The organism is Pseudomonas sp. GL_117 (genome assembly GCF_057835125.1).
The window spans coordinates 2230119-2243740 of record NZ_CM174418.1; the positions used below are offsets into that span (position 1 = coordinate 2230119).

Annotated in this window: 16 protein-coding genes; 8 read left to right on the forward strand and 8 right to left on the reverse strand. The window is 61.4% G+C overall.

Annotation, left to right across the window (positions count from 1 at the left end):
- Positions 1–110: 110 nt before the first annotated feature.
- Positions 111–1178 (forward strand): AI-2E family transporter, encoded by a 1068-nt coding sequence (locus AC3ISR_RS10145; RefSeq protein ID WP_192300332.1) that lies wholly within the window; start codon positions 111–113, stop codon positions 1176–1178.
- A 3-nt stretch (positions 1179–1181) separates the two neighbouring features.
- Here AC3ISR_RS10145 and AC3ISR_RS10150 read toward each other — a convergent pair whose 3' ends face one another.
- The 3 genes from AC3ISR_RS10150 to AC3ISR_RS10160 form a co-directional block, all read right to left on the reverse strand.
- Positions 1182–1364 (reverse strand): hypothetical protein, encoded by a 183-nt coding sequence (locus AC3ISR_RS10150; RefSeq protein WP_192300333.1) that lies wholly within the window; start codon positions 1362–1364, stop codon positions 1182–1184.
- A 91-nt stretch (positions 1365–1455) separates the two neighbouring features.
- The gene (locus AC3ISR_RS10155; protein ID WP_192300334.1) at positions 1456–1650 is read right to left on the reverse strand and encodes a hypothetical protein; all 195 of its coding nucleotides are present in this window, start codon (positions 1648–1650) and stop codon (positions 1456–1458) included.
- 229 nt (positions 1651–1879) lie between these two features.
- On the reverse strand, positions 1880–2239 hold the full coding sequence (locus AC3ISR_RS10160; protein WP_122490077.1) for a hypothetical protein: 360 nt from the start codon (positions 2237–2239) through the stop codon (positions 1880–1882).
- A gap of 156 nt (positions 2240–2395) precedes the next feature.
- On the opposite strand from AC3ISR_RS10160, the gene AC3ISR_RS10165 reads away from it, so the two are divergent.
- Entirely contained in the window at positions 2396–3214 is an 819-nt protein-coding gene (locus AC3ISR_RS10165; RefSeq protein WP_192300335.1) for a shikimate 5-dehydrogenase, read from the forward strand.
- Between the two features lie 136 nt (positions 3215–3350).
- On the opposite strand, the gene AC3ISR_RS10170 is transcribed toward AC3ISR_RS10165, so the two are convergent.
- Entirely contained in the window at positions 3351–3998 is a 648-nt protein-coding gene (locus AC3ISR_RS10170; protein WP_489324729.1) for a YceH family protein, read from the reverse strand.
- Positions 3999–4114: 116 nt separating this feature from the next.
- On the opposite strand from AC3ISR_RS10170, the gene AC3ISR_RS10175 reads away from it, so the two are divergent.
- The gene (locus AC3ISR_RS10175) at positions 4115–4624 is read left to right on the forward strand and encodes a DUF1993 domain-containing protein (protein ID WP_192300337.1); all 510 of its coding nucleotides are present in this window, start codon (positions 4115–4117) and stop codon (positions 4622–4624) included.
- Positions 4625–4687: 63 nt separating this feature from the next.
- Here the strand turns inward: AC3ISR_RS10175 and sstT are convergent, their stop codons facing one another.
- Complete coding sequence (gene sstT, locus AC3ISR_RS10180; protein ID WP_192300338.1) at positions 4688–5908, reverse strand: serine/threonine transporter SstT; 1221 nt, start codon at positions 5906–5908, stop codon at positions 4688–4690.
- Between the two features lie 241 nt (positions 5909–6149).
- Between sstT and AC3ISR_RS10185 the strand changes: the two genes are divergently transcribed.
- A complete protein-coding gene (locus tag AC3ISR_RS10185; protein ID WP_463984870.1) occupies positions 6150–7304 on the forward strand; it encodes an MFS transporter in 1155 nt (384 codons plus the stop codon).
- Positions 7305–7359: 55 nt separating this feature from the next.
- Here AC3ISR_RS10185 and nhaR read toward each other — a convergent pair whose 3' ends face one another.
- Positions 7360–8262, reverse strand: coding sequence for a transcriptional activator NhaR (nhaR, locus tag AC3ISR_RS10190; protein WP_192300340.1), 903 nt, complete (start codon positions 8260–8262; stop codon positions 7360–7362).
- Positions 8263–8396: 134 nt separating this feature from the next.
- On the opposite strand from nhaR, the gene AC3ISR_RS10195 reads away from it, so the two are divergent.
- The 4 genes from AC3ISR_RS10195 (at position 8397) to mnmH (ending at position 11652) form a co-directional block, all read left to right on the forward strand.
- Positions 8397–8642 carry a hypothetical protein gene (locus tag AC3ISR_RS10195; protein ID WP_192300341.1) on the forward strand — a complete coding sequence of 82 codons (246 nt, stop codon included), beginning with the start codon at positions 8397–8399 and terminating at the stop codon, positions 8640–8642.
- A 28-nt stretch (positions 8643–8670) separates the two neighbouring features.
- Positions 8671–9420 (forward strand): TerC family protein, encoded by a 750-nt coding sequence (locus AC3ISR_RS10200; RefSeq protein WP_192300342.1) that lies wholly within the window; start codon positions 8671–8673, stop codon positions 9418–9420.
- Positions 9421–9514: 94 nt separating this feature from the next.
- The gene (gene selD / locus AC3ISR_RS10205; RefSeq protein WP_192300343.1) at positions 9515–10549 is read left to right on the forward strand and encodes a selenide, water dikinase SelD; all 1035 of its coding nucleotides are present in this window, start codon (positions 9515–9517) and stop codon (positions 10547–10549) included.
- Complete coding sequence (gene mnmH / locus AC3ISR_RS10210) at positions 10549–11652, forward strand: tRNA 2-selenouridine(34) synthase MnmH (protein ID WP_192300344.1); 1104 nt, start codon at positions 10549–10551, stop codon at positions 11650–11652. The genes selD and mnmH overlap by 1 nt, the downstream gene beginning before the upstream one ends.
- On the opposite strand, the gene AC3ISR_RS10215 is transcribed toward mnmH, so the two are convergent.
- Together AC3ISR_RS10215 and AC3ISR_RS10220 are read right to left on the reverse strand one after the other, a co-directional pair.
- Positions 11642–12697: a permease gene (locus AC3ISR_RS10215; protein WP_192300345.1), complete on the reverse strand. Its 1056-nt coding sequence runs from the start codon at positions 12695–12697 to the stop codon at positions 11642–11644. The genes mnmH and AC3ISR_RS10215 overlap by 11 nt on opposite strands.
- A gap of 44 nt (positions 12698–12741) precedes the next feature.
- Positions 12742–13443, reverse strand: a complete 702-nt coding sequence (locus AC3ISR_RS10220; protein ID WP_192300346.1) for a histidine phosphatase family protein — start codon at positions 13441–13443, stop codon at positions 12742–12744.
- Between the last annotated feature and the right edge of the window lie 179 nt (positions 13444–13622).

The window sequence follows — 13622 nt, forward strand, 5'->3', positions numbered from 1 at the left end:
TTTATTGATCTGGGTCTAGCCTTGCAACAAAGAGGGCACTCGTGGCACTGGGCGTGGACTAAGCAGCAGGGGCCTACACAGGTCCTCTGTTTTTCTGACATGGACCGGACATGAATCAAACCAACCTGCAATTCAAGACCTTGCTGCTACTGCTGGGCCTCGTGACCATCGCGTTTATCTGGATCTTGCTGCCGTTCTACGGCGCGGTGTTCTGGGCAGTGATCCTCGGCATCATCTTTGCGCCGATGCAGCGCCGCCTGCAGCAGCGCTTTGGCTGGAACCGCAATCTGACGTCCCTGAGTACCTTGACGGTGTGCCTGGTGATCGCGATCTTGCCGGTGATCATCACCAGTGCCTTGCTGGTGCAAGAGGGGGCGACGCTCTATAAAAACATCGAAAGCGGCAAGCTGGACGTGGCCGGGTATATCGAGCAGTTCAAGAACTTCCTGCCGCCGTACTTCCAGCACCTGCTGGACCGCTTCGGCATGGGCAACCTGGAAGGGCTGCGCGAGAAGATCGTCAAGAGCGCGATGCAGGGCAGTCAGTTTTTTGCGACCCAGGCGTTCAGCTTTGGCCAGGGCACGTTTGATTTCCTGGTGAGCTTTTTCATCATGCTGTATCTGTTGTTTTTCCTGTTGCGCGACGGCCCTGATCTGGTGCGCAAAGTGCGCACGGCGGTGCCGTTGGCCGAGCCGCAGAAGCGTCGGTTGCAGCTCAAGTTCAATCGGGTGGTGCGTGCCACGGTCAAGGGCAACGTGTTGGTGGCCGTGACCCAAGGTGCGCTGGGCGGGTTGATCTTCTGGTTCCTGGACATTCCCAGTGCTTTGCTGTGGGCGGTGTTGATGGCGTTTCTGTCGCTGTTGCCAGCGGTGGGCGCGGGGATAGTGTGGGGGCCGGTGGCCGCCTACTTCCTGTTGAGCGGTTCGATCTGGCAGGGCGTGGTGCTGGGGTTGTTCGGTGTGTTTGTCATTGGGCTGGTGGACAACGTGCTGCGCCCGATTCTGGTGGGCAAGGACACCAAGATGCCGGACTACCTGATCCTGATCTCGACCCTCGGCGGCCTGTCGGTGTTCGGCCTGAACGGGTTCGTGATCGGGCCGCTGGTGGCGGCGTTGTTCATGTCCAGCTGGGCGCTGTTCGTGGAGAGCAAGCCGCGGGTCAAGTTGCCGTTGCCATGAGGCTCAGGCGTGCAGCTTGAAGTTTGACGCATGTTGCAGCTGCGTTTCGGCGGCGGACAATGAAGTGAGCGGGCCGCTGATAGGCTCGCCATCGCGCACCAGATACCAGCAGGCCAGCAACCCCAGCTCACGCAGAGGGGCGGGGACGGCGCTGCCGATGACGGACATGATTTGAACAGTGGGCATAAGAACCTCCAATCGCTATGGACGTCACCTTACGCGGCGCAGGGATCGGGGAAAAATCACCTGTCTCGATAGTGGACATTGACGGGACGCGTCAGTCCACCACTTGATCGAGCATCACCACCACTTCCTGCTCGCTGAGCAAGCCCTTGCGCACCAGGCTTTCTGCGAGCAACGCAAGGAATTTGGCGCTGCGGTGGCCTTCCAGGTGCTTGAGTTCGGTAAGCGCGCTATAGACCTTGCTGGACGTACAGAGGCCAGCGGTATGGTGCGGGTTTTGTGTGGGCATGGTCAGTCGTCCTTGTTGTTATTGGGTGGACAGGCTCGATAGTGAGAGTGTGTCGTGACACAAACATGACAGCGCGAGCCCCGTTCGAGCAAGTAGACAATGGTGTTGATGATGTGCGATTGCGCCTCGACCATTGTCCTCACAGCGACCTTGGCGCGATGAATCCAGACTTTCCATGCAAAAAAAAGGCCTCGCAGGGTGGGCGAGGCCTGTTTCAGACAATTGGCGCTTACCAGCCGCGACCGTAGTAGCCGTGCGGAGGGCCGTAGTAGCCACGCGGAGGGCCGTAATAGACCGGCGCCGGGCGGTAGTAGACCTGTTGTTGCACGTACACCGGCGGTGGCGGTGCGTAGTAGACCGGCGGCGGAGCTGCATACACCGGCTGTGGCTGGACGTACACCGGTTGCTGCTGCACATAGACTTCACGCGGCTGGCTGGCAACCACGGAGCCTACGACGGCGGCGCCGACTAAAGCACCCAATACGGCCGGGCCACCCCATCCACCACCACCGTGGGCGGAGGCTTGGCCTGCCATCGCGAGTGCGCCAACCAGCAAGGCGATCTTGGGGATTGTACGAATCATGGTCATTCCTCGGTTAGCCCCTGCGCTTGTGGTCTGCAATCAATAGACTCAAGGATTGTCGCGGGGATGCTTTTAAGACAACGTATTTCAAGAAAACAGCACGGCCGCTAGGTAAAGGTTGTGTAAGGTCTGTACCGATTTGCTTACTCAGAGGAGTTTTCCATGCAAATGCACCCCAACAAGGACACCCAACTGTGTATGTCGCTGTCGGCGCGTCCCGGGAATTTTGGCCTGCGTTTTCATAACCACCTGTACGAACAGCTGGGTCTGAACTTCTACTATAAAGCCTTCAGCAGCCGGGATTTGCCCGGCGCGATCGGTGGTATCCGGGCGCTGGGCATTCGCGGTTGCGGGGTGTCGATGCCGTTCAAGGAGGCCGCCATTGCCTTAGTGGATGAACTCGACGATTCGGTTCAAGCCATCGACTCGCTCAACACCATCGTCAACACCGATGGCCATCTCAAGGCCTACAACACCGACTACATCGCCATCGAACAACTGCTGAAAAAGCATGCGGTACCCACAGACTCGACCTTCGCCCTGCGCGGCAGCGGCGGCATGGCCAAGGCCGTGGCCAGCGCCCTGCGTGACGGTGGCTACGGCAATGGCCTGATCGTGGCGCGCAACGAAGCGGCGGGCCGGGCGTTGGCACGCAACCTCGGGTACGAATGGCAGGCGGACCTGGGCGACGCGCGCCCGCAGATGCTGATCAACGTGACACCCATCGGCATGACCGGCGGGGCGCAGGCGAATGCGTTGGCGTTTGACGCCGAGGCAATCGATGTGGCGGACACTGTGTTCGATGTGGTGGCGATCCCCGCCGAAACGCCGTTGATCGTGCGTGGACAGGCGCAAGGCAAGCGCGTGATTACCGGGCTGGAAGTGATTGCGATCCAGGCGTTGGAGCAGTTTGTGCTGTACACCGGGGTGCGGCCTACAGACGAGCAGTTCCAGGCGGCGGTTGCCTTCGCCCGAACCTAAGGCCCCCCGAAGCTCTAATGTTGGAGTGGGCTTGTGTGGGAGCGGGCTTGCTCGCGAAGGCGGTGGTTCAGCCACCATCTCCGGTGACTGACACACTGCATTCGCGAGCAAGCCCGCTCCCACATTTAGGGGGGTGTTATGCCTGTTCCAGCTGGGTCAGGCGTTCTTCCAGTGCGGCAATCCGTGCTTCCAGCTCTTCAATGCGATCGGCTGAAACCGTGCTCCCACGCTCCACCGGATTGCCTCGCGCCGCGATAATCACCTCGATATCCGCCGGGTCCCCCAGCGCATGGGTGTATCGATCCTCCCGCTGCCCCGCCTGACGCGGCACCAACAGTGCCAGCCCCCGGGCAATCAAGCGTTCCAGCTGATGCACCACTTGCTCGGCATCTTCAAAGTCGTGCATGCGCCCGCTGCGGGTCAGCAGTTCATTGACGGTTTGCGGGCCACGCAAAAACAGCAGCCCGGTCAGGATCACCTGGGCCGGCACCAGTTCCAGCGCCTTTTCCACGCGGTGTTCCCAGCGGTCGGCGCGGCTGCCCATCACCAGGCGGGTAAAACCCTGGCCTTCCAGTGCGCGCAGGCTTTGGCCGACCTGGCCTTGGCTGAGGTTCATCACCGGCTCGCGGCTGGTCTTCTGGTTGCAGGCCAGCACCAGGGCGTTGAGGGTCAGGGGGTAGGTTTCCGGGTTGGTCGCCTGTTTTTCGATCAGGCAGCCCAGGATGCGGATTTCCGTGCTGTTCAGGCGCGGCTCAGGGGTGTCGGTGTCGTGCTCGGCGGTCATCGCGCTTTCCCTATGCAGTGAAGTGCCTAGCGTAAGCCGGAAAAAATAAAAGACAAGCGACCGGCCGGTCTATAATCGTCGCCTGTTCAAACCGCATCATCACCCATGAGACTGCCATGACTATTTCCCTGTACGCCGCTTCCATCCCAGTCTTCAAGCAAATGCTCACCGCCCTGAGCGGTGTGTTGACCAAGGCCGAAGCCCACGCCACCGCCAAGAACATCGAGCCGAACGCTCTGCTGCAAGCGCGTCTGTTCCCGGACATGTTCCCACTGGTGCGCCAGGTGCAGATCGCCGTTGACTTCGCCAAGGGCGTTTCCGCACGCCTGGCCGAGGTCGAAGTGCCGAAATACGAAGACAGCGAAGTGACTTTCGCCGACCTGCAAGCCCTGATCGCCAAGGTGCTGGCCTTCGTCGACACCCTCAAGCCTGAGCAAATCGACGGCAAGGAAGGCATCGAGATCATCACCCGCCCTGGCACGCCGAAAGAGAAGCGCTTCAGCGGCCAGTCCTACCTGCTGACCTACGGCCTGCCGCAGTTCTTCTTCCACGTCACCACCGCATACGCGCTGCTGCGTCACAACGGTGTGGAAGTGGGCAAGCGCGATTACATGGGCGCGTTCTAAGCGGCCAAAAAAAAGCCGGGGCGGTTCACTCAAGAACCGCCCCGGCTTTTTTGTGCGCGCAGGTCAGGCCGGTTGTTCTTCCTTGCCCAGGCACGCCGCAGCGGTAAACAGTACATCGGTGGACGAATTCAGCGCGGTCTCCGCCGAATCCTGCAACACGCCGATGATGAAACCGACCGCAACCACCTGCATCGCGATCTCGCTGGGGATGCCAAACAGGCTGCACGCCAGCGGGATCAGCAGCAGCGAACCACCGGCTACGCCCGAAGCACCGCAGGCGCAGATCGCGGCGACCACGCTGAGCAGCACGGCGGTGGGCAGGTCGACGGCAATACCCAGGGTGTGCACGGCGGCCAGGGTCAGCACGGTGATGGTGATGGCGGCGCCAGCCATGTTGATGGTGGCGCCGAGTGGGATCGACACCGAGTAGGTGTCTTCATGCAGGCCCAGGCGCTTGCTCAACGCCAGGTTGACCGGGATGTTTGCCGCCGAACTGCGGGTGAAGAAGGCGGTGATGCCGCTTTCGCGCAGGCACATCAACACCAGCGGGTAGGGGTTGCGGCGCAGTTTCCAGAACACGATGGCCGGGTTGATCACCAGTGCCACGAACAGCATGCAACCGATGAGCACCACCAGCAGGTGCGCATAGCCGAGCAGGGCGCCGAAACCGGAGGTGGCCAGGGTCGAGGCGACCAGGCCGAAAATGCCCAGGGGCGCGAAGCGGATCACTACCCGCACGATCAACGTCACGCCGTTGGACAGGTCATCCAGTACGGTACGGGTGGTTTGGCCAGCATGGCGAATGGCGATGCCCATGCCGATGGCCCAGGCCAGGATGCCGATAAAGTTGGCGTTCATCAGCGCGCTGACCGGGTTGTCCACCACGCTCAACAGCAGGCTTTGCAACACTTCGCCGATACCGCCGGGGGCGCTGACGGAGGTGTCATGGGTGATCAGCACCAGGGGTGACGGGAACCACATGCTGGCAATCACCGCCACCACGGCGGCGGCGAAGGTGCCAAGCAGGTACAGGAACAGAATCGGTTTGATATGGGTTTCCTGGCCGTGTTTATGGTTGGCGATCGACGCCATTACCAGCACAAACACCAGGATTGGCGCCACGGCCTTGAGCGCGGTGACAAACACTTTGCCGATAAACCCGGTGGCTTGGGCCGCCTGGGGCGCCAACAGCGCGAGCAGAATGCCGGCGATCAAACCGATGACAATTTGTGTAACCAGGCTGACGCGTGTCAGGCGCTGGAGCAGGGAGGGGGCAGCAGTCATAAACAGTTGTCTCTGATTTTTTTAGTAGGGCGCAGCATTGCAGGCAGAAAGGGCTGTAGGAAGCAGCCGCGGAGTCTAGCATGTCGTAGGAAATGTCCTCGCTGCTGCGGCATTCCGTCACCCACGCCGGCGGCGCTTCGGCAAAGCCGGACATACTCTGTTAAGATTCTCGCCTCTCACCTTTCCCATCTGTCAGCGGGCCCTTCGGGCTGTCGTTGCTGTCGTCGTTTCTGGAGTTTTCATGTTGTTCCCCATCCTGCTGCTGTCGGCCGCCGGTTTTACCGTGCTGACCACGGAATTCGTCATCGTCGGCCTGCTGCCGTCCATCGCCCGGGACCTGCATGTCAGCGTGTCCCAGGCCGGGCTGCTGGTGACCTTGTTTGCTTTTACCGTGGCGGCATTCGGGCCGTTTCTCACGGCCTACTGCGCGCGTTTCCCGCGCAAGCGCCTGTTTATCAGCATCCTGATCCTGTTCGGGGTGGCCAATACCGTGGCTGCGCTGGCGCCAAACATCTGGGTGATGGCCGTGGCACGCTTGATCCCCGCGCTGGGCTTGCCGGTGTTCTGGGCCCTGGCCAGTGAAACCGCAGTGGACATCGTCGGCCCGGAGTACGCCGGGCGTGCCATCGAGAAGATCGGCTTCGGCATTGTCTGCGCCACCGTGTTCGGCATCCCGGTGGGCACGCTGATTTCCGATATGTTCGGCTGGCGCAGCGCGTTTGCCATCCTCGCGGTGGTGGCGTTGGCCAAGGCACTGCTGTTGTTTATCTACCTGCCGGTGACTGCACCGAAAAACGCCGAAGTGACGCTGCGCTCGCAGTTCAAGATCCTGCGCAACCCGCTGATGCAGGGGCATATCCTGCTGTCGATCCTGGTGTTTTGCGGCATGTTCACCGCTTATACCTACCTGGCGGACATCCTTGAACGCCTGGCCGGGTTCGACGGCACGCTGGTGGGCTGGTGCTTGATGGGCTTCGGCGCGGTCGGGTTGATCGGCAACTCGTTGGGCGGGCGTGCGGTGGATCGTCACCCGCTGATTGCGTCCATGGTGTTCTGCGGTTTCATGATCGCTGGCATGGTTGCGTTGGTGCCGGCGATTCATTCCACCATCGGCCTGGCGGCCGCGATGGCGGTGTGGGGCGTGACCCAGGCGGCAATGTTCCTGGTCAGCCATGTGCGCTTGATGAAGGCCGCGCCCCATGCGCCGGCGTTCGCCGCTTCGCTGAACATCGCCGGGGCCAACCTGGGCATCGGCTTGGGCGCGCTGGTTGGCGGGCATGTGATCGACACCCTGGGCCTTGGCAGCCTGGGCTTTGCTGCGTCCGGGTTTATCCTCGTGTCGATCCTGCTGGCCCTGTGGCTGATGAGTGTCAAGTCGGCGCCGAACTATGCCTGATTCATGGCTGTTGGCCTGCTGTGGCGAGGGCGCAAGCTTCATCGCCACATAGGCATCAGGGCAGGGCGGTGAACAACTCCCGCCTGGCACCTTCGGTAATCGCGACGATGCCGGGATGCTTGACCTTGCGCTCGACCGAGATCGCGTAGAACGACTCGGTGACCGCCGTGGTCTGGCCAATCAACGCCACGCCGTATTGGCGCACCACTTCATCGGCAATCACGCTGGGGGCGATGAAAATCCCGCTGCCGGATTGGCCGAAGGCCTGCATCAAGGCGCTGTCGTCGAACTCGCCGATGATCCTGGGTTGGATCTGCTGTTCGGCGAACCAACGCTGCAAACGGCTGCGTACGACCGTCTCTGCACCCGGAATCAACAGCGGCGCCCCCTGCAAGCACTGTGGGAAGGTGCCGCTGTAGGCGTCAGCCAACGCCTGGGTGGCGAAAAAGCTGATCCCGCACTCGCCCAATTTCTGGCTGTAGCCCTTGATGTCCAGGTGCGTTGGCATCGGGCTGTCGGAAATCACCAGGTCCAGGCGCTGGATCGCCAGGTCAGCCAATAACCGTTCGAGTTTGTCTTCGCGGCAGGTGATGCGGATCGGTTCGCTCAACTCCATGGTCGGCGCAATCAGGCGGTAGACGATGGATTTGGGCACCACATCCGCCACGCCGACGCGGAACAGGATCTGCTGCTCATTCGGCTGCGCGCGCAGCATCGCCTCCAATTCATTGCCGGTCTGGAACATCTGCTCGGCGTAGGGCAGGGCCTGGCGCCCGGCTTCGGTCAGCTCCAGCTGGCGGCCGACCCGCTGAAACAACGCGATGCCAAAGGTTTGCTCAAGCAGGCTGATCTGCCCGCTGATGGTCTGGGGCGTAAGGTTCAGTTGCTCGCAGGCGCGCACGATGCTGCCCGTCTTGGCCACGACCCAGAAGTAATGCAATTGGCGGTAATTGAGCATGCTGGCTATCACTTCGTGAAAATCGAAGTATACGTGAGAAAAATACGAATTTTTCTGAACTGTTCACCTGCATAGAATGCCTCGCTATCGCGGGGCCACTATTTGGACCCAATGGTTCTAACGAGGAATACATAATGAAACTCAATTCCCTGGGCGCGGCATCGTTGCTTGCGCTTTCATTGGTGGTGATCAGCGGCTGCGATCAGGTCGAAAAAAGCGCCCAGCAGGTGTTGGGCAAGGCCACCGAGTCGGCCAAGCAAGCGATCGATGACACCCACAAGGCCGCCGAGCAGGCGTTGAGTGAAGCGACACAAGGCTTGATCAAGCCTGAGAAGCAGGAAAAAGAAGCTGAAGACGCTTCCGACACCCAAGAAACCTAATTCCCCGGCACAACCTCAGGACTGACCTATGGATTACCTTTTACAGCTGGCCGCCAGCCCCACCGCCTGGGTGGCATTGGCGACGTTGATCGTCATGGAAATCGTGCTGGGCATCGATAACCTGATCTTTATCTCGATCCTCACCAACAAACTGCCTGAGCAGCACCGGGCCAAGGCGCGACGCATCGGCATCAGCATGGCGCTGGTATTGCGCCTGGGCCTGTTGAGCACCATCGCGTTCATCGTGCAACTGACGGCGCCAGTGTTCGAAGTGTTCGGCCAGGCGTTCTCGTGGAAGGACATGATCCTGATCGCCGGCGGCCTGTTCCTGGTGTGGAAGGCTACCACCGAGATCCATCACAGCATGGACCCGGAGCCCGAGGAGAAGGTCAGCGTCGGCAATACGGTGACCATCGGTTTCGCGGCGGCCATCGGCCAGATCCTGTTGCTGGACCTGGTGTTTTCCATCGACAGCATCATTACCGCCGTGGGCATGACCGAGCACTTGCCGATCATGATCATCGCCGTGGTGACCTCGGTGATCGTAATGCTGGTGGCGGCTGAACCGCTGGCCAAGTTCATCAACGACAACCCGACCGTGGTGATGCTGGCCCTGGGCTTCCTGATCATGATCGGCATGACGCTGATCGCCGAAGGCTTCGGCGCCCATGTGCCAAAAGGTTACGTGTACGCAGCGATGGCGTTCTCGGCAGTGATCGAGTGCCTGAACATCGCTCGACGCAATCGGCATAAGCGTTTGCTGGCTGCCCGCCAATAACCACTGACCTCAAAAGGCCGGCTGCGCTCACAAGAGCCCAGCCGGCCTTTTGCTGTCTGTTAGAATTCGTGCACTTGATAGCTTGAGGTCCTACATGAACGAGCCGATTCGTCTTACCCAGTACAGCCATGGCGCGGGTTGTGGCTGCAAGATTTCCCCCCAGGTCCTGGAGGTGATCCTCGCCGGCAGCGGCGCACAGAACCTCGATCCCAAGCTGTGGGTGGGCAACGCCTCGCGGGACGATGCGGCGGTGTACGCCATTGACGATGAACGCGGCGTAGTCTCCACCACTGACTTCTTCATGCCGATTGTCGATGACCCGTTCGATTTCGGTCGGATCGCGGCCACCAACGCCATCAGCGACATCTACGCGATGGGCGGCGACCCGTTGATGGCCATCGCCATTCTCGGCTGGCCCGTCAACGTGCTGGCGCCGGAGATTGCCCGCGAGGTGATTCGCGGCGGTCGTGCGGTGTGCGACGACGCGGGTATTGCGCTGGCGGGTGGTCACTCCATTGACGCGCCAGAACCGATCTTCGGGCTAGCCGTAACCGGCATCGTGCAAAAGCGCCATATGAAGCGCAACGACACAGCCACCGTCGGCTGTCGCTTGTACCTCACCAAGCCCCTGGGCATCGGCATCCTGACCACCGCCGAAAAGAAGGGCAAGTTGCGTGAAGCGGATGTGGGCCTGGCCCGCGACTGGATGTGCACCCTCAACAAGCCTGGCAGCCGGTTTGGCAAGCTGGCAGGGGTCATGGCAATGACCGACGTCACTGGTTTCGGTCTTCTGGGGCACTTGGTGGAAATGGCGGACGGCAGTGGGGTAACGGCGCGTATTGAATACAGCAAAGTCCCACGCCTTGCCGGGATCGAGGACTACCTGGATCAGGGCTGCATGCCAGGTGGCACCCTGCGTAACTTTGACAGTTACTCAAGCAAGCTCGGACGCCTGCAAGAGTTGCACAAGCGTGTGCTGTGCGACCCGCAGACCAGCGGCGGCCTGCTGATTGCCGTGACCCCTGACGGCGACGCCGACTTCCACGCGGTAGCCTGCGAACTGGGCCTGACCCTCGAGCCAATCGGCGTACTGGTCGAGCGACAGATCCACGCGGTAGAGGTGATGTGATGACAGGCGACATCACCGACTACCGCGACATCTTCCTCAGCGACCGACCGATGATGGACACCCGCGCGCCGGTCGAGTTTGCCAAAGGCGCCTTCCCCGGCGTGGTCAACCTGCCGCTGATGAGCGACGACGAGCGCGAGCGGGTGGGCACTTGCTACAAGCAGCGTGGCCAGCAGGCCGCCATTGTGCTGGGGCATGAGCTGGTATCCGGCGCGATCAAGGCGCAACGCATCGAGCGCTGGGCACAATTCGCCCAGGCTCACCCGGACGGCTACCTGTATTGCTTTCGTGGGGGCTTGCGTTCGCAGATTGTGCAGCAGTGGCTCAAGACCGAGGCAGGCATCGAGTACCCGCGTGTCGGCGGCGGCTACAAGGCGATGCGCACCTTCCTGTTTGAAACCGTCGAGCAGGCTGCGGCCCAGTGTGATTTCGTGTTGCTGGGCGGCATGACCGGTACAGGCAAGACCGAGGTCCTTGGCCAATTGCATAACGCCCTGGACCTGGAAGGCCACGCCAACCATCGCGGTTCCAGTTTCGGCAAGCGTGCCACGGTGCAGCCCTCCAACATCGACTTCGAAAACCGCCTGGCCGTGGACCTGCTGAAAAAGCGCGCCGCCGGGATCGAGCAGTTCGTGGTCGAGGACGAAAGCCGCATGATCGGCAGTTGCGCCTTGCCGCTGGCGCTGCACAAGGGCATGCAGGCGTTTCCAATGGTGTGGTTGCAAGACAGTGTGCAAGGCCGGGTCGAACGCATCCTGCGTGACTACGTGGTAGAGCTGTGTGCCGAATTTATCGCGGTGTTTGGCGACGCGGGCCAGGCGCTGTTCGCCGAGCGCCTGACCCAGAGCCTGGGCAATATCCACAAGCGCCTGGGCGGTGAGCGCTTCCAGCGTTTGCACGGCATCTTGCAGGCGGCCCTGGCAGAACAGGCCCGCAGTGGTGCGGTGGACCTGCACCGCGCCTGGATCGAAGGGCTTTTGCGGGAATATTACGACCCGATGTACGCCTTCCAGCGTGAAAGCAAAGGCACCCGCATCGAGTTCATCGGGGAGCAGGGCGCCGTGGTCGAGTATTTGCGCGAGCGCGCGCGCGTCAGAGGATAAGTGCGCCGATCAAACCACATACGACGCCCATCAGCATCGTCAGCCCGGCCACCGTCACCAGCACCCGTGTGTCGAAATCCTTACGCAGCATCAGCAGTGACGGCAGGCTGACGCTGGGCAGCGTCATCAGCAGCGCCACGGCCGGCCCGGTGCCCATGCCCAGGGTCATCATGGTTTGTACGATCGGGATCTCCGCGGCGGTAGGAATCACGAACAACGTGCCGACAATCGCCAGGGGAACCAGCCACACCAGGCTGTCAGCCATCGCGCCGTCCACATGGGGAAACAGCCATACCCGCGCCGCGCCGAGGATCAATACCGCCAGGATGTACACCGGGATGGTGCTCCAGAACAGCTGCCACAGGGTCCGCAGCCAGCGGCCCAGGAACGGCTGCGACTCGATCACGCTGGCTTCGGCCACGGCGTCCAGTGCCGCTGGCGGCACTTGTTCCGCACGGGCGATACGTTGCGCCACCAACGACACACCCACCACCAGTACGATACCCGCCACCAGTCGCAGCGCAGTAAAACCCCAGCCCAGCACAAAGCCCATGAACACCAGGGTGGCCGGGTTCAGCACCGGGTTGGCGATCCAGAACGCCAGCGCCGCGCCCACCGAGACCTGTTGGCGACGCATGCCGGCGGCCACCGGTGCCGCGCAGCAACTGCACATCATGCCCGGCAGGGCGAACAACCCACCACGCAGGGTCGAACCCAGCCCGGCTTTGCCAAACAGGCGCAGCAGCCAATCGCGGGGGATCAGGACTTGCAACAGGGAACCCAGGATCACCGCCAGCAAGGCCGCCTTCCAGATGGCCAGGAAGTACACCTGGGCGTAGGCCAGTGCCGCCGCCCATGGCGCACTGTGCTGATCGTTGAGAATCGAGGCGCCGATGCTGTGGTTGTCGGCGGCCACGAAGGCCTTGAGGTAGTAGGGCGACCACTTCACATAATAAAGGCCGACGCAGGCAACCAGCACAAACAGCGCCGGCTTGCACCAGAAAGACCAGCCCCGTTGGGGCTGGGTGGATGTGGGATTGGGCATGGGGAGGATCCGCAGGTGATTCGATAGCGGCGCATCATACGCTGTCAGCTATCGGCGCTCACCTGCGTCGGTTCCGGGCAGGATTCTTCGCCGTTGTTCAAGCCTTGCTTGTAGTTGCGGCTCAGCAGCGACGCCTTGCCGTTGTGCCAGGTCAAGGTCAGCACGTACAGGGTGTCGTAGTCGCTGCCTGACCAGTCGTCGGTGATGGTGTGTTTTTCGCCCGACGCTTCACTTGCCACCTTGTTGATCAACTCCGGTAGGTAGCCGTGGGACCAGGCGGTGTAGATGGTGGCGTTGTGGTACTTGTCTTCCACCAGTTCATCGGCGAGGGCACTGGTGTCGTTTGCCGAAAACTTGATGTTTACCGGCAGGCCGAGTTTGATGGCGCTGGGACTGATGGTCATCAGTGGGCGAATGTAGCTGTAGGAATTGTCGAACTCGCCTTCCTCGACATTGCGCGTCGGGTTGGCGGCGAACACAAAGTTGGCCTTGCCGAATTTTTCCGGCAATACCGTGGCGAGGTTCATCGCCCGGTTCAGGCCCTGGCAATTGAGCTGGCCCAGGCCGCCAGCGGGTTTTTCGCCGTGGCGCAGGAAGACCAGGGTTTGCACGCCGTCTACCTGCTCGGCACGGCTGGTGCGCGATTCCAGGGTCAGGCCGATGGCGCCACCGACCAGCAACAGCGGCAACATGATGTATGAATAGCGTTTCAGGCGTAACGCAAGGCACGGAGGCTTGATTGTCATTGGTCTGGAGTCTTCAGTGCATCGAGTGAGGGCGGACAAGCCCGGCCCCAGTGACGCCAAGGGCGTCCTGCGGTATTTCCTGTCGTTACAGCAAGGTGCCTCCATTCACCGTTCAAGCGCAGGTAAGAGTGCGCAAGGGCGCATTGGTTCGCCTGCGCGGGATAATAGCCAGCGCATGT

What these genes read in the sequence shown, in the direction of transcription:
- AC3ISR_RS10175 (WP_192300337.1), top strand. Translation starts at nt 4,115, where the DNA reads ATGACTATTTCCCTGTACGCCGCTTCCATCCCAGTCTTCAAGCAAATG.
- sstT (WP_192300338.1), bottom strand. Translation starts at nt 5,908, where the DNA reads ATGACTGCTGCCCCCTCCCTGCTCCAGCGCCTGACACGCGTCAGCCTG.
- AC3ISR_RS10200 (WP_192300342.1), top strand. Translation starts at nt 8,671, where the DNA reads ATGGATTACCTTTTACAGCTGGCCGCCAGCCCCACCGCCTGGGTGGCA.
- AC3ISR_RS10145 (WP_192300332.1), top strand. Translation starts at nt 111, where the DNA reads ATGAATCAAACCAACCTGCAATTCAAGACCTTGCTGCTACTGCTGGGC.
- selD (WP_192300343.1), top strand. Translation starts at nt 9,515, where the DNA reads ATGAACGAGCCGATTCGTCTTACCCAGTACAGCCATGGCGCGGGTTGT.
- AC3ISR_RS10155 (WP_192300334.1), bottom strand. Translation starts at nt 1,650, where the DNA reads ATGCCCACACAAAACCCGCACCATACCGCTGGCCTCTGTACGTCCAGC.
- AC3ISR_RS10150 (WP_192300333.1), bottom strand. Translation starts at nt 1,364, where the DNA reads ATGCCCACTGTTCAAATCATGTCCGTCATCGGCAGCGCCGTCCCCGCC.
- AC3ISR_RS10185 (WP_463984870.1), top strand. Translation starts at nt 6,150, where the DNA reads ATGTTGTTCCCCATCCTGCTGCTGTCGGCCGCCGGTTTTACCGTGCTG.
- AC3ISR_RS10195 (WP_192300341.1), top strand. Translation starts at nt 8,397, where the DNA reads ATGAAACTCAATTCCCTGGGCGCGGCATCGTTGCTTGCGCTTTCATTG.
- nhaR (WP_192300340.1), bottom strand. Translation starts at nt 8,262, where the DNA reads ATGCTCAATTACCGCCAATTGCATTACTTCTGGGTCGTGGCCAAGACG.
- AC3ISR_RS10165 (WP_192300335.1), top strand. Translation starts at nt 2,396, where the DNA reads ATGCAAATGCACCCCAACAAGGACACCCAACTGTGTATGTCGCTGTCG.
- mnmH (WP_192300344.1), top strand. Translation starts at nt 10,549, where the DNA reads ATGACAGGCGACATCACCGACTACCGCGACATCTTCCTCAGCGACCGA.
- AC3ISR_RS10220 (WP_192300346.1), bottom strand. Translation starts at nt 13,443, where the DNA reads ATGACAATCAAGCCTCCGTGCCTTGCGTTACGCCTGAAACGCTATTCA.
- AC3ISR_RS10170 (WP_489324729.1), bottom strand. Translation starts at nt 3,998, where the DNA reads ATGACCGCCGAGCACGACACCGACACCCCTGAGCCGCGCCTGAACAGC.
- AC3ISR_RS10215 (WP_192300345.1), bottom strand. Translation starts at nt 12,697, where the DNA reads ATGCCCAATCCCACATCCACCCAGCCCCAACGGGGCTGGTCTTTCTGG.
- AC3ISR_RS10160 (WP_122490077.1), bottom strand. Translation starts at nt 2,239, where the DNA reads ATGACCATGATTCGTACAATCCCCAAGATCGCCTTGCTGGTTGGCGCA.